This is a genomic window from Novosphingobium sp. B1 (assembly GCF_900176395.1).
GTDB lineage: Bacteria > Pseudomonadota > Alphaproteobacteria > Sphingomonadales > Sphingomonadaceae > Novosphingobium.
On the sequence record NZ_FWXL01000007.1, the window covers coordinates 213,023 to 235,532 of the forward strand.

Annotated in this window: 24 protein-coding genes and 1 pseudogene; 12 read left to right on the forward strand and 13 right to left on the reverse strand. The window is 63.4% G+C overall.

The window, feature by feature from the left end:
• Window position 1: 1 nt before the first annotated feature.
• On the forward strand, window positions 2-1,570 hold the full coding sequence (locus B9A23_RS14425) for a lipopolysaccharide biosynthesis protein (protein ID WP_176218001.1): 1,569 nt from the start codon (window positions 2-4) through the stop codon (window positions 1,568-1,570).
• Here the strand turns inward: B9A23_RS14425 and B9A23_RS14430 are convergent.
• Window positions 1,563-2,531 carry a CDP-alcohol phosphatidyltransferase family protein gene (locus B9A23_RS14430; protein WP_084279774.1) on the reverse strand — a complete coding sequence of 323 codons (969 nt, stop codon included), beginning with the start codon at window positions 2,529-2,531 and terminating at the stop codon, window positions 1,563-1,565. The two genes, B9A23_RS14425 and B9A23_RS14430, sit on opposite strands and share 8 nt — an antisense overlap.
• A gap of 133 nt (window positions 2,532-2,664) precedes the next feature.
• Between B9A23_RS14430 and B9A23_RS14435 the strand changes: the two genes are divergently transcribed.
• From B9A23_RS14435 to B9A23_RS14445, 3 genes are all read left to right on the forward strand, one after another.
• On the forward strand, window positions 2,665-3,825 hold the full coding sequence (locus tag B9A23_RS14435) for a CDP-alcohol phosphatidyltransferase family protein (protein ID WP_176218002.1): 1,161 nt from the start codon (window positions 2,665-2,667) through the stop codon (window positions 3,823-3,825).
• A 97-nt stretch (window positions 3,826-3,922) separates the two neighbouring features.
• Window positions 3,923-5,023, forward strand: coding sequence for an inositol-3-phosphate synthase (locus tag B9A23_RS14440; protein WP_084279776.1), 1,101 nt, complete (start codon window positions 3,923-3,925; stop codon window positions 5,021-5,023).
• 94 nt (window positions 5,024-5,117) lie between these two features.
• Window positions 5,118-5,879, forward strand: coding sequence for a phosphocholine cytidylyltransferase family protein (locus B9A23_RS14445; RefSeq protein WP_084279777.1), 762 nt, complete (start codon window positions 5,118-5,120; stop codon window positions 5,877-5,879).
• A gap of 53 nt (window positions 5,880-5,932) precedes the next feature.
• Here the strand turns inward: B9A23_RS14445 and B9A23_RS14450 are convergent, their stop codons facing one another.
• A complete protein-coding gene (locus B9A23_RS14450) occupies window positions 5,933-6,427 on the reverse strand; it encodes a DUF2141 domain-containing protein (RefSeq protein ID WP_084279778.1) in 495 nt (164 codons plus the stop codon).
• A gap of 349 nt (window positions 6,428-6,776) precedes the next feature.
• On the opposite strand from B9A23_RS14450, the gene rpe reads away from it, so the two are divergent.
• From rpe to purH, 3 genes are read left to right on the forward strand one after another with little or no spacing between them, the layout of a single operon-like run.
• Window positions 6,777-7,448: a ribulose-phosphate 3-epimerase gene (rpe, locus tag B9A23_RS14455; RefSeq protein WP_084279779.1), complete on the forward strand. Its 672-nt coding sequence runs from the start codon at window positions 6,777-6,779 to the stop codon at window positions 7,446-7,448.
• A 1-nt stretch (window position 7,449) separates the two neighbouring features.
• Window positions 7,450-9,378: a heparinase II/III family protein gene (locus B9A23_RS14460; RefSeq protein ID WP_254895127.1), complete on the forward strand. Its 1,929-nt coding sequence runs from the start codon at window positions 7,450-7,452 to the stop codon at window positions 9,376-9,378.
• 14 nt (window positions 9,379-9,392) lie between these two features.
• A complete protein-coding gene (gene purH, locus B9A23_RS14465; RefSeq protein ID WP_084279780.1) occupies window positions 9,393-10,982 on the forward strand; it encodes a bifunctional phosphoribosylaminoimidazolecarboxamide formyltransferase/IMP cyclohydrolase in 1,590 nt (529 codons plus the stop codon).
• A gap of 127 nt (window positions 10,983-11,109) precedes the next feature.
• Here the strand turns inward: purH and B9A23_RS14470 are convergent, their stop codons facing one another.
• The 10 genes from B9A23_RS14470 to B9A23_RS14515 all read right to left on the reverse strand — a co-directional run bounded on the left by B9A23_RS14470 (window position 11,110) and on the right by B9A23_RS14515 (window position 17,737).
• The gene (locus B9A23_RS14470; protein ID WP_084279781.1) at window positions 11,110-11,742 is read right to left on the reverse strand and encodes a cell wall hydrolase; all 633 of its coding nucleotides are present in this window, start codon (window positions 11,740-11,742) and stop codon (window positions 11,110-11,112) included.
• Window positions 11,743-11,957: 215 nt separating this feature from the next.
• Window positions 11,958-12,275: a DUF1491 family protein gene (locus B9A23_RS14475; protein ID WP_368655942.1), complete on the reverse strand. Its 318-nt coding sequence runs from the start codon at window positions 12,273-12,275 to the stop codon at window positions 11,958-11,960.
• Between the two features lie 44 nt (window positions 12,276-12,319).
• On the reverse strand, window positions 12,320-12,823 hold the full coding sequence (locus B9A23_RS14480) for a PaaI family thioesterase (RefSeq protein ID WP_084279783.1): 504 nt from the start codon (window positions 12,821-12,823) through the stop codon (window positions 12,320-12,322).
• Window positions 12,813-13,274 carry a PTS sugar transporter subunit IIA gene (locus tag B9A23_RS14485; protein ID WP_084279784.1) on the reverse strand — a complete coding sequence of 154 codons (462 nt, stop codon included), beginning with the start codon at window positions 13,272-13,274 and terminating at the stop codon, window positions 12,813-12,815. Before B9A23_RS14485 ends, B9A23_RS14480 begins: the two co-directional genes overlap by 11 nt.
• A gap of 179 nt (window positions 13,275-13,453) precedes the next feature.
• A complete protein-coding gene (raiA, locus tag B9A23_RS14490; RefSeq protein ID WP_084279785.1) occupies window positions 13,454-14,038 on the reverse strand; it encodes a ribosome hibernation-promoting factor, HPF/YfiA family in 585 nt (194 codons plus the stop codon).
• 68 nt (window positions 14,039-14,106) lie between these two features.
• Entirely contained in the window at window positions 14,107-14,808 is a 702-nt protein-coding gene (gene dnaQ / locus B9A23_RS14495) for a DNA polymerase III subunit epsilon (protein WP_084279786.1), read from the reverse strand.
• A gap of 49 nt (window positions 14,809-14,857) precedes the next feature.
• The gene (gene coaE, locus B9A23_RS14500) at window positions 14,858-15,463 is read right to left on the reverse strand and encodes a dephospho-CoA kinase (protein WP_084279787.1); all 606 of its coding nucleotides are present in this window, start codon (window positions 15,461-15,463) and stop codon (window positions 14,858-14,860) included.
• Entirely contained in the window at window positions 15,460-16,317 is an 858-nt protein-coding gene (aroE, locus tag B9A23_RS14505; protein ID WP_084279788.1) for a shikimate dehydrogenase, read from the reverse strand. The genes coaE and aroE overlap by 4 nt, the downstream gene beginning before the upstream one ends.
• Window positions 16,314-16,901 (reverse strand): nucleoside triphosphate pyrophosphatase, encoded by a 588-nt coding sequence (locus B9A23_RS14510; RefSeq protein WP_084279789.1) that lies wholly within the window; start codon window positions 16,899-16,901, stop codon window positions 16,314-16,316. Before B9A23_RS14510 ends, aroE begins: the two co-directional genes overlap by 4 nt.
• Window positions 16,898-17,737 carry a pyruvate, water dikinase regulatory protein gene (locus B9A23_RS14515; RefSeq protein ID WP_084279790.1) on the reverse strand — a complete coding sequence of 280 codons (840 nt, stop codon included), beginning with the start codon at window positions 17,735-17,737 and terminating at the stop codon, window positions 16,898-16,900. The genes B9A23_RS14510 and B9A23_RS14515 overlap by 4 nt, the downstream gene beginning before the upstream one ends.
• A gap of 354 nt (window positions 17,738-18,091) precedes the next feature.
• Between B9A23_RS14515 and hemE the strand changes: the two genes are divergently transcribed.
• Together hemE and B9A23_RS14525 are read left to right on the forward strand one after the other, a co-directional pair.
• Complete coding sequence (gene hemE / locus B9A23_RS14520) at window positions 18,092-19,120, forward strand: uroporphyrinogen decarboxylase (RefSeq protein WP_084279819.1); 1,029 nt, start codon at window positions 18,092-18,094, stop codon at window positions 19,118-19,120.
• 80 nt (window positions 19,121-19,200) lie between these two features.
• A complete protein-coding gene (locus tag B9A23_RS14525; RefSeq protein ID WP_084279791.1) occupies window positions 19,201-19,644 on the forward strand; it encodes a CopD family protein in 444 nt (147 codons plus the stop codon).
• Here B9A23_RS14525 and B9A23_RS22845 read toward each other — a convergent pair.
• Entirely contained in the window at window positions 19,641-19,799 is a 159-nt protein-coding gene (locus tag B9A23_RS22845; RefSeq protein ID WP_176218003.1) for a hypothetical protein, read from the reverse strand. The two genes, B9A23_RS14525 and B9A23_RS22845, sit on opposite strands and share 4 nt — an antisense overlap.
• Window positions 19,800-20,014: 215 nt before the next feature.
• On the opposite strand from B9A23_RS22845, the gene rho reads away from it, so the two are divergent.
• The 3 genes and pseudogenes from rho to B9A23_RS14540 all read left to right on the forward strand — a co-directional run.
• The gene (gene rho / locus B9A23_RS14530) at window positions 20,015-21,271 is read left to right on the forward strand and encodes a transcription termination factor Rho (RefSeq protein WP_084279792.1); all 1,257 of its coding nucleotides are present in this window, start codon (window positions 20,015-20,017) and stop codon (window positions 21,269-21,271) included.
• Between the two features lie 127 nt (window positions 21,272-21,398).
• Window positions 21,399-21,668: a hypothetical protein gene (locus B9A23_RS14535; protein WP_084279820.1), complete on the forward strand. Its 270-nt coding sequence runs from the start codon at window positions 21,399-21,401 to the stop codon at window positions 21,666-21,668.
• Window positions 21,665-22,407: pseudogene (locus B9A23_RS14540) on the forward strand (IS5 family transposase); the annotation flags it as partial. The gene B9A23_RS14535 and the pseudogene B9A23_RS14540, both read left to right, overlap by 4 nt.
• Window positions 22,408-22,510 lie beyond the last annotated feature (103 nt).

The window sequence follows — 22,510 nt, forward strand, 5'->3', positions numbered from 1 at the left end:
CTTGCCAAGTGCCGCAAACCGCGCCAATCCGCGCGGACATATGCACGCACCCGGCAATTCCCGCACTAGCACGTCCCAGAGGGTCATCGCGCGGGGCGCCGGGTCGAACGCCCTCAGCTTCATCATCCGGTTCGCAGCCAGGGCTTCGTTCCTCTATGTCGGCGCGCGGCTTTACGGTGCGGTGAACTATGGCGTGTTCACCATGGCCAGCGCCATGGTCGAACTGGCCGTACCCGTGGCAAGCCTTGGCCTGCGCCGGATGATCTTTCCCTGGCTCGAGGAAGAGACACAGGGCGATGGCCTGGCGGCGAAGGCACGCCCGGCCACGCACGTTCTGCTGGATGCCCTGCTGCTGGCCATGTGCGCAGGCCTTGCGGTATCGCTGTTGCTGATCGCAGCAACGCGGCTGCTGCCCACAAGCGTCGCGTCCGACCAGCTCCGGCTCGCATTCGCGATTCTCGCTCCTGCCGTTCTGGGCCAGATCACGGGCGATATCGCGCTGGCCGCCACCCGGTGGACCCACAAGATGCGCTACGAGGTGATCGCGCGCGGCCTGGTCGAACCCTATGTGCTGACGGGTGTTGCGCTCGCGGCGTGGTATCTTGGCCTCGAGCAAACCGGGATGCTGATCGGCTACTGGGCCGGATCGCTGGCCCTGGCGGGTTTTTCGGTGTGGAGCGCGCGGCATTGCCTCGGTTCGCTCCATCTGCGGCGTTGGCGGCCCGATCCTTCCGTCCTCGTCAGGCGCGCGCGCTCGCTGCTTCCGGCATCAGGCAGTGATTTCCTGACCAGCCTTGCCCAGCGCATCGACCTCTATCTTGTCGGCTTCCTGCTCGGCGATGCGGCAGTCGGCGTCTATGGCGTGCTGCGCCAGCTCAAGACACCCATCGTGCAAGTGCGGCAGGCCTTCGACGGCATCCTGACGCCGCTCACCGCGCGCACGATGAAGGCCGACGGCGATGTGGCGACCGGCGAAGCCACCGCGGCGGCAACGCGCGTGATCCTGACGCTGCAACTGGGGGTCGTGCTGCTCATGGCAGCGGCGGGCGACGCCCTGCTCGACCTGTTCGGACAGCACTATGCCACCGGCTATCCCGCGCTGATCGCAATGGTGCTGGCTGAGACGATAAACGGAGCCTTCGGCGTATCGGAACTGATTCTCTATTTCCGCCGGCCTGCGCTGGCGCTGCAGGTCAACCTGATCCTGATTCTGATTGCTGCGGGCGCCATTCCCCTGCTGGCGCCGACTTACGGCATTCTCGGCGCTTCGCTCGCCATGTTGCTGGCAGCGGTGGTCGCCGCGCTGATGCGGCGCTACTGGCTGGCGGGGCTTGGCGTGCGGCGGGACCCGCTCCACGCGCTCACGCCCGCGCTTGCAGCTGCAGCGGCAGTGCTGATCGGCAGTTATGCCGGCTGGGTGCTGCGCACGACAGTGTTCGAACATGCGCCGGTTGCTCTGGGCAAGGCGCTTGCCCCGACGATCGCGCTCATGCTTTACATCGGCTTCGTCATGGTCTGGCGGCGGATGCGGCCCGGGGTGCTCTCGCTCGACCGTTATCGCGTCAGCTGAGCGCGGGCGCTCCGCCGGCCGACGGGACTTCGATTCGTGCCGCCGTTGCCATCGCGGCGCGGTTGTGCAGCTGCACCGAGATCAGCAACAGCACGTTCATCACCACGGCCTGGTAGAAGAAGTAATAGACCGGGCTTCCAGCCAGCATCGCCAGCCCGAGCACGATCGCCCGGGGATTGGGGCCGAGGAACTTGAGGAAGTTGAGCAGCGGCTTCTGCTCGCGCGCGACTTCGGAACGGATTGATTCGAGCCGGCGCGTGTCACCCGACGCCATGGACTCGCTGACGGCCGAATCGATCTGGCGGGCATGCGGGGTCATCCCGGCTGCCATGTGCAGATAGACCTGCGCAATCGTGCGCAGGACCTTGTTGAACAGCCCGGTCGTGGCAAACATGCCGGCGCTGTTGTCCTTGGCGTTGTTCAGCCAGGGCACGCCATAGGTCCAGTACTGGTAGAACCGGCGTTGCACCTCGACGTGGTTTGACTGGACGATGTGCGAAAGTCCCGCCGCGAGGGTCCACGCCCAGGCCTCGCCCGCGCCGACCTGTCGCGTCAGCACGAATGCCAGGAGGACGTAGACGACGATGTGACTGACGTAGTCGCATATGCCGTCGACCATTTCGCCGATCGGGCTGGACCTGCCAGTCAGCCTTGCCAGATCGCCGTCGGCGCCATCGACAACGTGCCAGCTCAAGTGCAGGACCATGCCGAGCAGGGCCCCTGCGGGCCAGCCGAGCGCCCAAGTCCCGCCGGTAGAGTCCATGTTGTAATAAACCACGCCCGCTGCCACGACGAGCAGCCCGCCGAAGACGGACACCATGTTCGGCGTCAGTGGGGTGTGGGACAGCAGTTTGGCGAGGCGCCAGGCCAACGGGTGGTAGACGTGGAAGTTCAGGCCATCCTGCAATTCGCGCGGGCGCTTCGGGCGCTTGGCGTCCCTTGCGTCTGCGGAACTCGACATTATCTGCACTCCTTGACGGGTCATGGCTTGGCGACCTTGCGGCACGGCTATATAAAACCGGTGCCCGGGTAAACAGTGGCGGTGCGGCAAATGCACTGGTTTGCTGTGAATGCACGGCTCAGGGGTCGTCTTTTTGCGACTCTATAAGGATCGTCGGGCCATTTCCACCTCGGGTCTTATCGTATTCTCGGCCGGACACGATGCCGACATGCTTGTCGCAGGGATCCCGGCGGCGGCGCGGGTCGTGCGCGAGGCGCGCATGGCCGGACTGCTCGCCTGCGAGGTCAACGGTGGCGAGGGATGGCAACCCGCTGCAACAACGCGCGCCGAGGTCGAGCGGCTGGGCGGTGCGATGCCGGTCACGTTCAGCCCGCCTCCACTGGGTCGGCAGGGCCTTTATGCCGTGATCCGGGGCGATGCACTGCCGGCAGCGCAAGCGATTGCCGATGCGGTTGCCGGGAGAAACGAGCCGGTCGACGGGGTCGAGATTGCCAGCGGTGCGGGAATCGAAGACGCCTTGGCGCGCGCGCTTGCGGCAGGGCGCGAAGGCGCGGCGCGACTCGCAGCGGCCAGCCGGGCAATCCTGCGATCGACGGCAAAGCCGACCGATGGCATCGTGTCGCGCCATATAAATCGACCGCTTTCGCAAGCGATCTCGTCGCTGGCGTTGCGGGTTCCGGGCTTCCGGCCAGTCCATGCCACCATTGGCACCGCGGTGATCGCGCTGGTCATGTTCGCCTGCCTGTTGCTGGGCGGCCCGACGGGTCTGATTGCCGGCGCCCTCTTGTTTCAGGCCGCCTCGATCTTCGACGGTGTCGATGGCGAAGTGGCGCGCGCGACGTGGCGCACATCGGCGGAAGGGGCGCGGATGGACAGCCTGATCGATGCCGCCACCAATCTGTGCTTCCTGCTCGGCGTTGCCCTGAACCTGCTGTTCCAGAACCGCGTCGGAGCCGCAGCCCTCGGATTTCTGGGGCTCGGCCTGCTTGCCATCGGCCTGCTGATGATCGGTCGTGCGGCGGCGCGCAGCAATGCCCCGTTCAGCTTCGATCTGGTCAAGGAGCACTACCGGGCCAAGGGTGCGACCTCTGCAGCAGGACGCGGCCAGGACGCTGCAAGGCCCTCGCAAATCATGCAGTGGCTGACATTCATGACCAGCCGCGATTTCTTCGCGCTGGTCTTCGCTCTGTTGATTGCCATGGGGCTCGCCGCGCAGGTGCTGGCCCTCTTTGCAATCGCGGCGGCGGGGTGGCTGGTAGCAGTCATCCTCGCTCTAATGCCTAAGCGCGCTTGACGCAGGGGATTCTTCTTGCTTTTGGCGCGCGATTTGGAAATGAGGCTAAATCGTTACAGCCGCCCCCTGGGGCGCCTGTGTGAAGGGATCTGAATTCATGAAGCCAATCAAGGTCGCCGTGATCGGCGTAGGGAACTGCGCCAGCTCGCTGGTGCAGGGGGTTGTCCATTATCGCAACACCAATTCGTCGCAGGGCCTGATCCACGACCGTATCGGCGGCTACGGCGCTGGTGACGTCGATTTCGTTCTCGGCGTTGACGTCGATGCGCGCAAGGTCGGCAAGGACATTGCCGAAGCCATCTTCGCGGCTCCGAACAACACCACGGTGTTCCAGCCCAATGTCCCGATGACCGGCGGCAAGGTGATCATGGGTCGCGTGTCGGACGGCGTTGCCGCGCACATGACCTCGGTCGGCGAAAAGGGCTTCATCGTTGCTGACCAGCCCGAAGCCACCCAGGCCGATATCGTCAAGGCTCTCAAGGACTCGGGCGCGGAAGTTCTCCTCAACTTCCTCCCCGTCGGTTCGCAGGAAGCCACCGAATTCTACATGGAATGCGCGCTTGAAGCCGGCGTTGCAGTCGTCAACTGCATGCCCGTGTTCATCGCCTCGACCCCGGAATGGGAAGCGAAGTTCCGCGAGAAGCGCATCCCGATCGTCGGCGACGACATCAAGGCACAGGTCGGTGCAACCATCGTTCACCGCGTGCTTTCGAGCCTGTTCGCCGCCCGCGGCGTGAACGTCGAGCGTACCTACCAGCTCAACACTGGCGGCAACACCGACTTCATGAACATGCTCGACCGCCAGCGTCTGGGCAGCAAGAAGGAGTCGAAGACCGAGGCAGTGCAGGCCATGCTTGCCACGCGTCTCGAGGACGAGAACATCCACGTCGGTCCTTCGGACTACGTTCCCTGGCAGAAGGACAACAAGCTGTGCTTCATCCGCATGGAAGGCCAGCAGTGGGGCAATGTTCCGATGAACCTGGAACTGCGCCTGTCGGTTGAAGACAGCCCGAACTCGGCAGCTTGCGTGATGGATGCGATCCGTTGCTGCAAGGTTGCGCTGGATCGTGGTGAAGGCGGCGCGCTGATCGGCCCGTCGGCCTACTTCTGCAAGCACCCGCCGCAGCAGTTCAACGACGACGTCGCCGCGCAGATGGTCGACGAATACGCTTCGGTCGAGAAGCTGGCCGCCGAATAAGCGACCGCTTCACGAGCGTTGAAATGGCCGACCGGGCGCTTCGTCTGGTCGGCCTTTTCGTTTCAGATTTACACAGCTTCACCCGGAATCTCTCATGGACGCCCTGATCATCGCTGCCGGTTATGGCAGCCGCCTTGCCGATCTTTCGCCTTCCAAGCCGCTGACGCCGGTGGCCGGCGTGCCGCTGATCGAGATCGGCGTGCGCCAGGCCATGGCTGCAGGCGTGACCCGCGTCGTCGTGGTGACCGGCCACAAGGCCGATATGGTCGAAACGTTCCTTGCCGACCTGTCGCTGCGCGCCGGCATCGAGATCGTGCCGGTGCGCCTGTCCGACTGGTCGACGCCCAACGGACACTCAGTCATGGCCGGTGCCACGCGGTGCGAGGGCAACTACCTGCTGATGATGGCCGATCACATGTTCGAGGCCGACATCCTGGCGCGCCTGCTGCTGGAAGACCGGCCCGAGCGCGGCGTGACGCTGGCGATCGATCGCCGCATCGACAATCCGCTGGTCGATCCGGATGATGCGACTTGGGTGAAGATGGACGAGCAAGGCCGGATCACGGCCATCGGCAAGACCATCCCCGTCTATGATGCGGTCGACTGCGGCGCATTTCTGGCCACGCCCGAACTGGCAACGGCCATTCGTGAAGCCATTGCCGAGGGCAAGTCGGGCAGTCTTTCCGACGGCATGCAACGTCTGGCAGATGCCGGTCGTGCCGGAACCATGGACATCGAGGATGCCTGGTGGATGGACGTCGACGATCCACGCGCCCACGCCCTGGCCGAAGAGCTGGCGCCGTGGCACCTGGCACCGACGATAGCCGAGATCGGCCTGCCGGCAGACGAGAGCTGACTAAAAAAAGGGGAGCTCACGGCTCCCCTTGTTCATTGAGCGATATTTCTGGATCACGGATACTTGAGGTGAATCCGCGTCGACAAATTCGTCTTGGAAATGTTCAGGCGGACCGAGCGGAACGAGGGAATGCTCGCCACTGTCGGCGGGTTGTTGGAAAAGCCGAAGCCTTCCTCGGGAAGGCCGAGGACGCCGCTGCGCTTCAGGTTGCGGCTCGAATCCTCGTCATGATAGACCGCAAGCGCATAGACGCCGGGCTTTGGTACGAACAGGCACATGCGGGTTTCGCCCGCCGTCGCATCGACGCGGCCGACATACATCGAACCGTGCTTGACGAGGAACTTGCGTGGCTCGTCGGCATAGAGCGTCACCGCCATCAACCCGTTGCCGTTGCGCACGTTGTCGACAGTCACGTTGATCCAGGTGTCGCTCACCGGCCCGGCGCAGTTCGGCGTGTTGGCACTGGCAGAGGTACTTGCACCCACAAGGGCGGAAGCGGCAGCGGCAACAGCAAAGGCCGCGGCGCCAATCCGTCTCGGCATGGTCATGGTTAAAACTAGCCCCGATTTCGATGTGTCTTCCGCCCGACTGGCGCCCTGCGTGGGTTCCACAACAAGATTGCACTGCCATGTCGGTATGTTTCTGCCGGACGCATACCGGCTTGGTTTCGGTTCGTTAAGTAGGATTCAGGCGGTGAATAGCCGCTGAACCCCTCTTTAACCCTGCAGCAAACAGTTCCAAACGCCTCCAAAGCGGGACATTCCGTGTGGATAAGGGCAGGGTTAATGCTTGTTCGGCCGATTCGCGGGGGCTAAGCGCAAGGCGTGGGGTAGCCGTGCACTGGCACCGATTGCGTGTCTTCCGGCGTCCTCGCGCCCGCTGCAAGAAGACGCTTTCATGGCTCCGCTGATTTCCCCGTCGATCCTCTCCGCCGATTTCGCCAAGCTGGGCGACGAAGTGCGCGCCATCGACGAGGCCGGCGCGGACTGGATCCACGTCGACGTGATGGACGGCCACTTCGTGCCCAACATCACGATCGGCCCGATGGTGGTGAAGGCGCTACGCCCGCACACCGCCAAGCCGTTCGACGTGCATCTGATGATCTCGCCGGTCGATTCCTACCTCCAGGCGTTTGCCGATGCCGGTGCCGATATCATCACGGTTCATCCCGAGGCGGGCCCGCATATTCATCGCACCGTCCAGGCGATCAAGGGGCTGGGCAAGAAGGCCGGCGTTTCGCTCAACCCCGGAACTCCGGCGAAGATGCTCGATTACCTGATCGACGATATCGATCTGGTTCTGATCATGAGCGTGAATCCCGGCTTTGGCGGACAGAGCTTCATCTCCAGCCAGCTTCGCAAGATCGAGGCGGTCCGCAAGATGATCGACAAGTCTGGCAGGCCGATCCACCTCGAGGTCGATGGTGGCGTCGATACGCGGACGATCCGGTCGTGCGTCGATGCCGGGGCCGACGTTCTTGTGGCGGGCACGGCCACCTTCAAGGGCGGCCCCTCGCAATATGCCGCCAACATCGCGGCGCTGAAGTCTCTCGGCCAGGGCGCGGACTGAAATGGCGCAAAGCGACTTTCCCCTGATTGGAAGTCGCGGCGCGGCCGTTCCCGACCAAACCCCCGCGCAAGAAGCGCTCGCATTCCCGCTGGATCGGACGAAGGAGGAACTGCTGGCTCGTTCAGGCGCCCCTGCCCGCAACAGTCCGTCCGGTCTTGAAGAAGGCCGGCCAGTGATCACCCTGGACGATCGCAGCGCGATAGAACCGGGCGTGATCGAGCCGGGCCGGTCGCTGGCCCTTACCGACTTTTCGCCGCCCGCGATCGGGGCAGGCGAACGTCTCGTGCGTCTCGCCTATCGCCTGGGCTTGCCGCAGGGTGCGCTTCATCCCTTCCGCAAGCGCGGGAAGACCCGCCTTACGGCAACGGTAACGCCGCCCCTTCCGGGAGATGCCGCCGGGGGCAAGGCGCTGCGCGCCGGGCATTTCCTGGTCCACGGTTTCAAGAGCCCGATCGCGGACACCGCCTTTTCGGGTCCCCGGCTTCCACCGCCGTTCGAACGGCTGGTCCATGGCTTTCGCTGGCTGCGCGATCTCGAATCCGGCGGAACGCGCGCGCAGTGTGCGCAAGTGGCCGAGCGTATCCTCGCGACCTGGCTGAACGCCAATCCCAAGCCCGACCCGACGCCAGCGTGGGACGTGGGCAACGTCGGCCAGCGCCTGATGAACTGGATGGTGCACGCCCCGCTTATCCTCTCAGGACAGGACCGGGCGTTCCGCACACGCGTGCTCCACACGATCGAGGATACCGCGCGCTGGCTCGACCGGCATGTCGGCAAGGCCGAAGATCGCCTTTCGGAAGCGACGGCTTGGGCGGCGCTCGTTGCCGTGGGTCTGCTGATGGCGGAAGGCAAGCCGCGACGCCTCTTTGCCGAAGCGGGCCTCGTGCGCGCATTGGGCGAACTTGTCGGCGATGATGGCGGGGTTCTCTCGCGCAGTCCGCTGTGCCAGATCGAAGCCATCGAGATGCTGGTTTCGCTGCGCGCCTGCTATGAAGCCGTGCGGGCCGAACCCCTGCCGCAGATCCAGACCATGCTGAGCTTGCTGGTGCCGCCGCTGCTGGCGCTCCTGCACGGGGATGGTGGCCTCGGCAACTGGCAGGGCACCGGTGCAATCGGGGCGCAGCAGATCGAGCAGACGGTGCGCGCGAGCGGTATCAGGACGCGTCCTTTGCGCGATGCGCGGCAATGGGGTTATCAGCGCGCTACTGCCGGCAAGGCCGTTCTGCAGTTCGATGCCGGTCCGCCGCCCCTTGCACGGCAGGCGCGCGATGGCTGCGCTTCGACGCTTGCCTTCGAATTCAGCCATGGCCCTGAGCGCCTGATCGTCAACTGCGGCGGTGCGGCCTTTGCCGGCGGGCTGATCCCGTTGCGTCTGGAACAGGGCCTGCGCGCCACGGCTGCGCATTCAACACTGACCATCGACGATTTCAATTCCACGGCCGTCCTGATCAATGGGAAGCTGGGTTCGGGTGTTTCCGAGGTCGAAGTCGATCGTCGCACACTTTCGGCCGAAGGCGCAGCCCCCGGGGCAACGCGGATCGAAGCCAGTCACAATGGCTATGTCAGCCGCTATGGCCTCACCCACAGGCGAATCCTGATCCTGCGCGACGATGGCACCGAACTGCGCGGCGAGGACCTGCTGGTGCCGGCAGGACGCAAGGGCAAGCGCGGGATGATCGGCGTCGCCCTGCGGTTTCATCTCGGTCCGCAGATCGAACTGGCAAGCAGCGCCGATGGCAAGGGCGTAACCCTGTCCCTTCCCGACGGCAGCCTGTGGCAATTCCGCTCTGGCCGCGATCCGGTCACGGTGGAGGAAAGCCTCTGGGCAGATGGGCTTGGACGGCCTATCGGCACGCGGCAATTGGTCGTGACGGCCAAGGTTCCCCGCAGCGGCGAGAGCTTCTCGTGGCTGCTGAAGAAGATGCGATAGATAGGAATTCCCACGTGAGCGAGGTTACGATCAAGCGGGCGCTGCTTTCGGTGTCCGACAAGTCCGGTCTTGTGGATCTTGGCAAGGCACTGGCGGCGCGTGGCGTCGAACTGCTTTCGACCGGCGGCACCGCCAAGGCGCTGCGCGATGCAGGCCTGACCGTGAAGGACGTGTCGGAGCATACCGGCTTTCCCGAAATGATGGACGGCCGCGTCAAGACGCTGCACCCGACGATCCATGGCGGCCTGCTCGCCGTGCGTGACAATCCCGAACATGCCGCAGCCATGGCCGAGCACAAGATTGGCGCGATCGATCTCGTCGTGGTCAATCTCTATCCGTTCGAGGCAACCGTGGCCAAGGGCGCCGAGCGTGACGAGGTGATCGAGAACATCGACATCGGCGGGCCTTCGATGGTGCGTTCTGCCGCCAAGAACCACGATTACGTGACGATCCTGACCGACGCTGCCGACTACGCCACGTTCCTCGGCGAGCTGGAGCAGACCGGCGGCGCGACGACGCTGGTATTCCGCCGCAAGATGGCGGCCAAGGCCTATGCGGCGACGGCAGCCTATGACTCGGCGATTTCACAGTGGTTCGCGACCGTGGATCAGGGCGAGCATTTCCCGCCCGTCCTTGCCGCCGCGCACACGCGCGTGACGACGCTGCGCTATGGCGAGAACCCGCATCAGGATGCCGCGCTCTACGTGCCGCGCAACCCTGCCGTCACCGGCCTGCCGCAGGCAACCCAGGTGCAGGGCAAGGAACTGTCCTACAACAACTACAACGACGCCAACGCCGCGCTGGAACTGGTCGCGGAATTCGCCGATGCCAAGCCGACGGTTGTCATCGTCAAGCACGCCAATCCTTGCGGCGTCGCCACGGCCGACACGCTGCTCGATGCCTGGAAGGACGCGCTGGAGTGCGACAGCGTCTCGGCCTTTGGCGGCATCGTGGCAACCAACGTACCGCTCGACGGGCCGACCGCCAACGCGATCTGCGAAATCTTTACCGAAGTGGTCGTGGCTCCCGGTGCCGATGAAGCCGCCAAGGAGGCCTTCGCCCGCAAGAAGAACCTGCGCCTGCTTCTGATCGACAGCCTGCCCGATGCCAATCGCAAGGGCCTGACGACCGTGCCGATCGCGGGCGGCCTGCTGGTGCAGGATCGCGATGCCGGCAAGATCGGGAAGGCCGACCTCAAGGTCGTGACCAAGCGCGCACCGACTGAGCAGGAGCTGGCCGACGCCCTGTTCGCGTGGACGGTGGCCAAGCACGTCAAGTCCAACGCGATCGTCTATGCCAAGGACGGCGTCACCGCCGGGATTGGCGCTGGCCAGATGAACCGCCGCGATTCCTCGCGCATTGCCGCTGCGAAGGCCAAGGAAGCAGCCGAGACGCATGCCTTTACCGAAGTGCGCACCGTGGGTTCGGCCGTGGCCTCGGATGCCTTCTTCCCGTTTGCCGATGGCCTGATGGCTGCGGTCGAGGCGGGTGCGACCTGCGTGATCCAGCCAGGCGGCTCGATCCGCGATGAAGACGTGATCAAGGCAGCCGACGAGGCGGGCCTTGCCATGGTCTTCACCGGAATGCGCCACTTCCGCCATTGAACACGCTGCTCCCCGTCATGGTGCGGGGAGCACGCAAGGAAAAAGGGCCGGCCCCGCAGAGGGGACCGGCCCTTTTCATTGCCGTCCAAGGCAGCTGAAATTCGGTATCTGGCCCGGGGCCCAATCTTCAGCGATAGAAGATGTGGCTGTCGACGCGGGCCATCCGGGTCTTCTCCCAGCGCGGCGAAACGCGTGCAGCGTGGAAGAACATCGCACCTTCGACCGGGCTCTTCCAGAGACCCTCGTCGGCAATCTTGGCGATGCGCACGGCAGTCTGCCAGGCGCGGCTCGCGCGGTTGATCGCCGGCATGCCATGGCCACGCACGAACGAGAACTGCGAGGGCTGGTACACAACGCCACAGTAGGACGACGGGAAACGACCGGAATTGGCGCGGGCGACGACCACGCGGCCAACGGCAAGCTGCCCTGCAAGGGTTTCGCTCTTCGCTTCGAAATAGACGGCGCCGGCAAGGCACTCGAGCTCATTCGAAAGCGCGGCGGGAATGGGGGTTTCCTCGACCAGCTCGGAAAGCGAATCCGCATCGACGGTTTCGGCTTCGATGGCAGCATCCTGTGTCGGCGATGCGACGGGCTGAACCACTGGCTGGGAGATGAAGGTCGCAGTGACTGCGGCCGGGGTAGTGATGCCCACTACGTTAGTTGCTTGAGCGGCGGCGTGGGATCCACCGGTGCTGAGAAGCGTTGTGATAAACGTCGCAGCAAGGCTGAAGCTTGCGGCGAACTTGAAGCGAGTGCTCATCTAATATCGTCATTGGGCGGTGAACTTCCGGCCATGGCAAGACGCGGAAACAGCCTGGCGGATATTTCCGCTATGCCGCTGTCCGGGTAGAAGGGCCATGGCGGTTGCCCCCCGTCTGCGTGCCAGTGCGATCGGCCCTCATTTGCCTCCCGTCACCGCCTGCGCGAAATTGGTAGCGCGCCTTTATTCTGCAGGTGCGAAGAGTCAACCCTTGTTCAGGTTCCCAGAAGGCAGTCCCGGACGAAGCGTTCGGACTCCACGACGGTCAGTTCAACTATCCACACATCGGGATCCTGACTGCCACGACGGGTCAGATAGTCTTCGAATTCCTGTTTATTATCAATTACTTGCCGTTTGGAAATTGACCATTTCCGGCTGCCGTCCAGCTGTGGCAGGCGCTCGTACAATACTGCAAGCTCCTGTTTTTCAACGATAACGAGAAGGATCGTTCCGGCGTCTGGTTCGCCCTTGCGCAGCACCATGCCAAACCCGCCCTGCGCCTCGGCAGCGCGCAGAAATCCGCTCACCTCCACCCGAGCCGGCAACCGGGCATCCCCGGATGTGGCATCACCCCAGGTCAGAGGACCGCCCGCAGACCCGCGTTGTAGCCCTCAAGGCTGGACAGCGGGATGCGCGAACGCTGGAAAGTCCCGGTACCGCGGCCAACCTCCTCACCACTTTCGTCAATCAGCCGCGCCTCGGCAACAAGCACCCGCCGCCGGCCAGATACCCAGCGCCCTTCTGCAGTCACCCGTCCGCCGTTTATCGGGCGGCTGAAGAACAGGTTGAACGAAGTCGTCAGCAGGAAACGGTCGGTAACCAGCGTGTTGGCCGCATAGAACGCGGCATCGTCGAGCATCTTGAAATAGATCGTGCCATGCGCAGCGCCGGCGGCATGAAAGCTTTCCGGGGTAACATCGAAGACGATCCGCGAGACACCCTCGCGCTCTATGTGAAGTTCGGAGCGGAACAGCTGGTTGACCGGGGCAGATGCATAGAGGCCTTCGAGCGCGCGCCAGTGCAGGCTGGCGCTGCTGGCCTCTTCCCGTTCCTGCTCGTCCCGGCCCGCCTCAGGCGGCATCGCGATCGATGACGTTTACCAGAAGTCCGAAGAGCGCCTCTGCATCGGGGGCCGAAACAAGCCGCTCGTGCATCCGTTCGTCACGCATCAGGCGCGAAATCGCAGCAAGCGCCTGAAGATGCGTGGCACCGGCCTGCGCTGGCGATAGCAATCCGAAGATGCAGTCCACCGGCATCCCGTCTGCCGCGGCAAAATCGACCGGGTCTTCCAGACGGAAAAACGCCGCAACCGGACGGTCGATGCCATCGATTCGGGCATGGGGGATAGCCACGCCGCGCCCGAAGCCCGTGCTGCCAAGCTTTTCACGTTCTTCGATCCCGTCGATCACCATCGCGCCATCGAGTCCGTAAACTGCAGCGAAACAGTCAGCGAGATCGGAAAGGATCTGCTGCTTGGATTCCGCGCGGATCACGCGGACTGCCTGGGGATCAAGGGTGAACAGCGCCGACATACGGTAAGACATATCACAAGAGTGCGAACGCACGGTGAATTGGGGGGCCATTGCTCCCGAATGTTCGGGAACGCAAGCGCAAAGCGATTTGTCACACGCGCGCAAAGACATCGGACACATGCGAAACGAAAAGGGGGCGCATGATGCGCCCCCTTCGCATTTGCCTGTTCAGTGCATGCTTACTTGGGCTCGACCCAGCCGATCGACCCGTCACCACGGCGATAGACCATGTTGTGCGAACCCGTGCCGGCATTCTTGAACAGAAGCGCATTGGTATTGCGCAGATCGAGCATCATCACCGCGTCCGAAACGCTGGCGGTGGGCACGTCGACGCGGGTCTCGGCGATGACCAGCGGTGCATCGGCCGGTTCTTCCTCGCTCACCTCATCGTGCGCGAAGACGGTGTAGGCTGCTTCCTGCGGCTCGAATGCGGCCTCTTCGGCTTTGCGCGCATGGTCGGCACCTTCGTGGCGATCCTTGATGCGACGGCGATAGCGGCGCAGCTGCTTCTCGATCTTCTCGGCCGACTGGTCGAGCGCGACATGGGCATCCTGCGCCACGGCGCTGCCCTTGAGGATGAGGCCCTGGGTCACGTGTGTCACGATATCGCAACGGAACCCGCCGTGCGGGGCTTTGCCGAGCGTCACGTTCGAGGAAAGCGCTCGGGAAAAGTGCTTGTCGACGATGGCGCCAAGGCGCTCTTCGGCATGGGTCTGCAGCGCAGCGCCGGTTTCGACCTGGTGTCCCGAAACGCGAATATCCATAAGTCACTTCTCCTGTCACTCGGGCGAGACGCCCGGTCTGACTGAACCATCGGACAAGCCCGATGGTTTCAGCGCGACCAGATCGGCTCGGCAAAACCCGCCATGAATTCGGCATGGCGGGCAAGCTCCTCCGCGTTCGCAGCATGCGGGCGCGGGGAACGGAATACGCGGGTCAGGCTGGAGGTGACGGTAATCGACTCCTCCACCACGACAACACCGGCGCCCATCGCAACCTCGGCTGCGAGTTCGAGGCCGATCTGGCGCCCGCCCATCAGCTCAACATAGAGCTGGGCGAGCAGTTCCGCGTCCAGTAGTGCCCCGTGCTTGGTACGGTGGCTGCGGTCTATGCCGTAGCGCGTGCACAAGGCATCGAGGCTGAGCTTGGCACCGGGGTGCTTGCGCCGCGCGATTGCTACCGTATCGACCATGCGATCGCGGCTGACGGGTTCGCGCCCGCACATTTCCAGCTCGTTGTTGATGAAGCCGAAGTCGAATCCGGCGTTATGCGCGACCAGCGGCGAGTCGCCGAGGAATGCCAGCAGGTCGTCGGCCAGCGAGGCGAACTTGGGCTTGTCCGAAAGGAACGTGATCGACAGGCCGTGGACGGCTTCCGCCTCTGCGGGCATGTCGCGTTCGGGATTGAAATAGCAATGGAAAACCTGGCCAGTGGGCACCCGGTTGACCATTTCGACACAGCCGATCTCGACCAGCCGATCCCCGCTTTTCGGGTCCAGTCCGGTCGTCTCGGTATCGAAAACGATCTCACGCATTGAAGAATATGTGGACCCCGCAAGCTTGGCTGGCAAGGGGGTGGGAAGGTTACTGACGGGGGTTTTTTTCCCGGATGGCCGCAACCAGCGCGGCAACCTGTGCTTCCGTTTCGGCGAGCGTTACGCCGGTATCGATCACGTGCTTGGCGCGGGCGCGCTTTTCCGCATCGGGCACCTGCAGCGAGAGGATGTGCGCAAACTTCTCGGGCGTCATGCCGGGGCGGGAAAGGACGCGCTGGCGCTGCACCTCGGCCGGGGCGGAGACAACCATCACGGCATCAAGGTCCGCTCCGTGGCCCTTTTCGTAGAGCAGCGGAATGTCGAACACGACGAGCGGTTCCCCCATGTGCTCGACCATGAAAGCATGGCGCATGCGGGCGACGGCGGGATGGACGATCGCCTCCAGCCGGCTGAGAGCTTCGGGATCGCCGAATACCCTTGCGCCAAGGTCCTGCCGCCTTACGCCCTCAGGTCCGGTAGTTCCGGGGAAAGCCTGCTCGATCGCGGGGAGCAGTTCACCACCTGGGCCTTGCAGATGATGAACCGCCGCATCGGCATCGAACACCGGCACGCCCAGTTCGCGCAGCATCAGCGCAACGGCGGATTTGCCCATGCCGATGGAGCCGGTGAGGCCGAGGACGTAAGGGCGGCTCACGCCATAAGCCTTTCGCGCAGTTCCACGTCCGCATCGCCGCGCGGCGGGATGGCGCCGAAGAAGCGGCGGAAAGCGTGGTCCGCCTGGCCGATCAGCATCGACAGGCCATCCACGGTGCGGAAGCCGGCAGTCCTGGCAGCTTTCAGAAATTCGGTTTCGAGCGGGCTGGTGACGATATCGTAGAACACCGAGCCGGGCGGGGCGTGGGTCGTGTCGAAGGCAAGCGGGGGCTGGCCGGTCATGCCGAGCGCCGATGCATTGACGACGAGATCGAGGCAGCCTTCGCGATCGTCGAAGTCGAAGTCCGTGGCATCGGCAAAATGATCGAGCGGGGCGACATGGTTTTCGCCATGCGGATCGAGTTCGTCGAGCAGGCTGCGCGCCTTCTCCATGTTGCGGCCCGCCAGCACAAGGACCATGTGCTCGTCTGCCAAAGCGGCGATGATCGCCCGCGCCGCGCCGCCGGTGCCCAGCACGCGCGCCATGCGGAAGTAGTGGGTCCTGGCAAGGTCCTCGCGCAGCGGCTCGAGGAAGCCGGGCGCGTCGGTGTTGTAGCCGACCAGCGCGCCGTCTTCGGGCACGATGGTGTTCACCGCGCCGATCCGCGCTGCCAGCGGGTCCAAACGGTCGAGCAGAGGAATGACCGCCTGCTTGTGTGGCATGGTCACGTTGCAGCCGCACCAATCGGGATCGGCGCGACGCGTGGCGAAGTATTCACCCAGCCCGTCAGCCTTGACGTGAGCTCGGTCGTAACGGCCTTCCAGCCCGAGCCTCGCGAGCCAGTAGCCGTGGATCACCGGAGATTTCGATTGCGCGATCGGATCGCCGATCACTTCGGCATAAGGCTGATTCAAGCTGGCATCTCACCTTGTTCGCGAAGTGCACCAAGCAGTGCCAATAGCGGCATTCCCAGAACGGTGAAGTGACTGCCCTCGATACTCTCGAACAGTTGCACGCCCAGTGCCTCGATCCGGAACACGCCGACACAGCCCGAAACCTCGGGCCATTCCCTGTCGAGATAGCTCTGGATAAACTCGGGAGAAAGCGTGCGAACCCGCAAGTTTGCGGTCTCGCAGGTTTTCCACACCACCTTGCCATCGCGCATCAGCACGGCGGCGGAATGGAGGTGCATTTCCTTGCCGGAAAAGAACTCGAGGTGCTCTGCCGCGTTCTCGCGGCTCGTCGGCTTGTCGAACTGGCGGCCGCAGACCTCGACCATGGAGTCCCCGCCCAGGACCAGGCGTCCTGGCATGGCGAGCGATATGGCAAAGGCCTTGGCTTCGGCCAGGACACTGGCGATCTGGCAGCCGGTCACGCCGATCAGTTCGCGCTTGATCGCGCCTTCGTCGACATCGGATGAGCGCGCCTCGAACGGCACGCCTGCCGCTTCGAGCATCATCTTGCGCGAGAAGCTCTGGCTGGCGAGGACGAGAGTCATATCGGTTTTGCTCCGTCGCCGCCCGCTCCGGCAGCGCGTTCGTTATAGAGGTTGATAACGGCCGCCGCGGTTTCCTCGATCGAGCGACGTGAAACGTCGATTACCGGCCAGCCATTGTCGGCAAACATGCGGCGCGCATATTGCACTTCACGCGTCACCTGTTCGTTGTCGACATATGCTGTCTCGGGCGCCTGGTTCAAGGACAGCAGGCGATTGCGACGCACCGCAATCAGGCGTTCGGGACTGGTCGTCAGCCCGACAACCAGCGGTTTGCGCAGCGAAAACAGCATCGACGGCGGCGGGCTTTCGACCACGATAGGAATATTGGCGACCTTGTAGCCGCGGTTGGCCAGATAGATCGAAGTCGGCGTCTTCGAACTGCGCGATACCCCCGCGAGCACGATGTCGGCTTCTTCCCAGTTTTCCCAGTTCACGCCGTCATCGTGGGCAATGGTGAACTGGATCGCGTCGACGCGGGCGAAATAGGCCTCGTCCATCATGTGCTGGCGGCCCGGTCGGCCCTTGGCCTGAACGCCCAGTTGCTGCTGCAAGGCATCGGTCACTGCATCAAGCGCCGGAACCATCGGCAGGCCCAGTGCCGCGCAGCGTTGCTCGAGACGCTCGCGCGTGTCGGCGTTGACCAGCGTGAACAGGACAAGTCCCGGATTTGCGGCGATTTCACCCATGATACGGTCGAGATGCTGCATCGAACGAACCATCGGCCAGAAATGGCGCACCACATCGGCGCCATCGAACTGCGCGAGCGCCGCCTTGGCGATCATTTCCAGCGTTTCACCGGTGGAATCCGACAGGAGGTGCAGGTGCAAGCGCTGCATAGGCGGGCTTTCAGTGGGTATCCGGCCAGTGGTCCGGACGGAGTCGGGATGACCCTGTGGAAACAGGACCGATAAACCACGGGACAGAGTCAGGGACAAGTTTCGGGCGCAGATTCACCCTCGATCCGAGTCCTGTTCAGGGCCATTTGTGGACAAGTGGACAGCGTTTTCCCCAGCCTGTGGAGAGCGGTGAGAACTTCGCGTTGACTCATGTGCTGTCCAGAGTCGCGCACAGCGAAAAGTGTGGAAGCGGACTCACAAATCGGGCAGACGAACGCAATCCCCGGTTTCCACAGGGCCAACAAACACCTTCAACCTGATTCTAAGAATCTATATTTAGTGGATTGGATCGAAATGCCCGGCCCTCTTCTCAGGACTCTTCGGGGTGAAAATCTTTCCCGCCGGCCGATCTGGCTGATGCGCCAGGCCGGGCGCTACCTGCCCGAATATCGCGAACTTCGCGCCGAGAAGGGCGGTTTCCTCGCGCTGGTCTATGACACGGATGCCGCGGCCGAGATCACCGTGCAGCCCCTGCGCCGCTTCGGTTTCGACGGCGCGATCCTGTTCTCCGACATCCTGATCGTACCTTATGCGATGGGTCAGGATCTCAAGTTCCTTGCCGGTGAAGGGCCGCACCTTTCGCCCCGCCTGCTCGATGCAACGCTGGAAAGCCTTGTCGCGGTGCCTGAGCGCCTTTCGCCGATCTACGAGACCGTGGCCAAGGTGAAGGCGCAGATCAGCCCTGAAACGACGCTGCTGGGCTTTGCCGGAAGCCCATGGACAGTTGCCACCTACATGGTGGCCGGTGAAGGCAGCCGCGATCACCATGACACGCGCGCCTTGGCCTATCGCGATCCGGGCGCATTCCAGGCAATCATCGATGCGATCACGCACGTGACCATCGAATACCTTTCTGGCCAGGTCGAGGCGGGTGCCGAAGGCCTGCAACTGTTCGATTCATGGTCGGGCAGCCTTGCGCCTGCCGAATTCGAACGCTGGGTCATTGCCCCTAACGCGAAGATCGCAGCCGAGATGCAGCGCCGCTACCCGCATGTGCCCGTGATCGGCTTCCCCAAGGGCGCGGGCGAAAAGCTTGCCGCCTATGCCCGCGAAACCGGCGTGAACGCGGTTGGCGTCGACGAGACGATCGACCCGCTGTGGGCCGCGCGCGAGATGCCCGCAGGCATGCCGGTGCAGGGCAATCTCGATCCGCTGCTGCTGCTGGCCGGCGGTCCGGAGCTGGAAAGGCAGACCATCCGCATGCTTGAGGCCTTTGCCGACCGCCCGCACGTGTTCAACCTCGGCCACGGCATCGGCCAGTTCACCCCGATCGAGAACGTCGAGGCGCTGCTCGGGATCGTTCGGGGCTGGTCGCGGGACTGATCCTTTTCGGGCACTTGCAAACCACGGTTTCCGCGCCGAAATAGCCCCTCGGGGCGCACTGGCAGGCGGAGCCACAACAGATGCAGCAGGTATTGGCGATGCTCTATCTCTGGCTCAAGGCGGGCCATGTCATCTTCGTGATCTTCTGGATGGCGGGCCTGTTCATGCTGCCGCGCTTCTTCGTCTATCACCAGGAAGCGCCCGAAGGCTCGCCCGAGAATGCGATCTGGGTCGATCGCGAGGGCAAGCTGATGAAGATCATCATGTGGCCGGCGCTGGTGGTGGTCTGGGTGCTCGGCCTGCTGCTGGCCGTGGATATCGGCGCATTCGCCCAAGGGTGGTTCCACCTCAAGCTGGCTGCCGTGCTGGTGCTGACCGCCTACCACTTCTGGCTGGCGAACTACGCGCAGCAACTTGCCCAGGGCGTGAGGAAGCTTTCGGGCAAGAAGCTGCGCATGCTCAACGAGATCCCCGGCGTCGCTGCCGCGGTGATCGTCATCATGGTGATCGTGAAGCCGTTCTAGCCGCGCAAGGTCCGCAAGCCATCGCGCATGGCGTTGCGGACAATCCGCATCGGCGAACGTGGCAGGTGCTTCCACTGCGAGCCCCAGGCGTTGGCCGGAGCATCGTGTGCCTGCGGGCGGGGAAAGGCGCTACTGCGCCGCGGCAGTCTGATCATGGTAATGTCCTCTCGTACTGACCGGTTTTTCCGGTTTGATGCGAGGAGGATACCACCCCCCTGGCCTGATCCACAATTGACTATCGCCCGCCCGAGGCATATCTGCGGGCGAACCGGAAGATCGATGCGCTGCCACAGATGCAGCCGCCCTCTTGCTTTCTCCAAGCCCGTCAGAGGTTTCCGGCTATCTACCCAACCCTTTGGAAAACCATCAAATGCACCTGAAGGAACTCAAGAAGAAGACCCCCGCCGAGCTGGTCCAGATGGCCGAGGAGCTCGAGGTCGAAGGCGCCAGCACCATGCGCCGCCAGGACCTGATGTTCGCGATTCTCAAGGAAATGGCGGAAGACGGCGAGGAAATCCTCGGCATCGGCACCATCGAAGTCCTGCCCGACGGCTTCGGCTTCCTGCGCAGCCCCGAGGCGAACTACCTTGCCGGCCCGGACGACATCTATGTTTCGCCCAACCAGGTCCGCAAATGGGGCCTGCGCACCGGCGATACCGTGGAGGGCGAGGTCCGCGCGCCCAAGGATGGCGAACGCTATTTCGCGATCACTCGCCTGATCAAGGTGAACTTCGACGAACCGGAGGCCGTGCGCCATCGGGTCAACTTCGACAACCTCACCCCGCTCTACCCGAACGAGCGCCTCAAGCTCGATACGCTCGACCCGACGGTCAAGGACAAGTCGGCCCGCGTGATCGATCTGGTCAGCCCCCAGGGCAAGGGCCAGCGCGCACTGATCGTCGCCCCGCCGCGCACCGGCAAGACCGTGCTGCTGCAGAACATGGCCAAGGCGATCACCGACAACCATCCGGAAGTCTTCCTGATCGTTCTGCTGGTCGATGAGCGCCCGGAAGAAGTGACCGACATGCAGCGCAGCGTGAAGGGCGAGGTCATCTCCTCGACGTTCGACGAACCCGCCACGCGTCACGTGCAGGTGGCCGAAATGGTCATCGAAAAGGCCAAGCGCCTGGTCGAACACAAGCGTGACGTCGTCATCCTGCTCGACTCGATCACACGCCTCGGCCGCGCCTACAACACCGTGGTGCCATCATCGGGCAAGGTGCTGACCGGCGGTGTGGATGCCAACGCCCTGCAGCGCCCCAAGCGCTTCTTCGGTGCGGCGCGCAACATCGAGGAAGGCGGCTCGCTCTCGATCATCGCCACCGCACTGATCGATACCGGCAGCCGCATGGACGAAGTGATCTTCGAAGAGTTCAAGGGCACCGGCAACAGCGAAATCGTGCTCGACCGCAAGGTTGCCGACAAGCGCATCTTCCCGGCGCTCGACGTGGGCAAGAGCGGCACCCGCAAGGAAGAGCTGCTCGTGCCGAAGGACCAGCTCTCGAAGATGTGGGTCCTGCGCCGCATTCTCATGCAGATGGGCACCGTCGATGCGATGGAGTTCCTGCTCGACAAGATGAAGGATTCGAAGACCAACGAAGACTTCTTCGCGACGATGAACCAGTAGAATTGTCGATCGGAAAAACAGGAGAGCCCGGAGAAATCCGGGCTTTCTTGCGTTTGGCGTGGCTAGGTTGTGAACTCATAAAGCGGGCGCGGTTGGCAGCGCCGGGGCTGGCAGCTACGCTCTGATGATGAGTGATCCGACCGGTAGTTCTCTTGCAGATTTGTCCGCCTTCCTTCTTCGGCTTGAGGAGGCGCGCATCCACTTCACGCTGACGTCAGTTCGTGAAGGTGCGGTCATGGTGCAGGTGGCGGTGCCCGGCGAGCGGTGGGAGGTGGAGTTCTTCCCCGACCACACGCCGGAGATTGAGATTTTTCGTTGCGACGGCAGCATCAGGGACGCCAGCCTGCTGGAACGGCTCTTCTCCGAGCATGGAGATTATGATTCAGCGTCGGCATGAGCCGATATGATCTGACCGACTTCGAATGGCGCGTTATCGAGCCGCTGCTGCCCAACAAATCCAGAGGCGTGCCGCGCGTAGATGATAGTCGCGTGCTGAACGGCATCTTCTGGGTGCTGCGTTCCGGTGCGCCGTGGCGCGATCTACCGGAACGTTATGGCCCACGCACGACTTGCTACAACCGCTTCGTGCGATGGCGAAAAGCCGGGTTATGGGACCGGATGATGGATGCCATCACTGCCGCTCATGAGGGCGACATCCAGATGATCGACAGCACTTCCGTTCGCGCTCATCAGCAGGCCGCAACGGCAAAAAGGGGGATCGAGATCATTGTCTCGGTCGCTCCAGAGGCGGCCTCACGACCAAAATCCACGCGGTCGTCGATGCACAAGGCCTCCCGATCCGACTAAGCCTGACCGCCGGTCAGACGCATGATGGGCAAATCGCCGATACGCTACTCAACCACCTTGGACCGCACACCATCGTGCTGGCCGACAAGGCCTATGACGCTGACCGCATCCGTGGCCTGATCGAGGAGCAGGGAGCCACGGCGAATATACCGGCCAAATCCAATCGGAAATGGAAACCCTGCTTGAGCAAGCGCCTTTATCGCGAGCGCAACCTTATCGAGCGGTTCTTCTCCAAGCTGAAGCACTTCCGTCGCGTCGCTACCCGTTACGACAAACTCGCTGCCAACTTCCTCGCCATGGTCCAACTCGCCTCAATGCGCCTGTGGCTGCGCGCTTATGAGTCATCGTGTAATTGCGGCTGCTTCCCTCGGGCCTTGGTTGAGGCGCACACTTCTGGTTGTCGAATCCTGAAGGAAGGAAGCAGCCATGAAG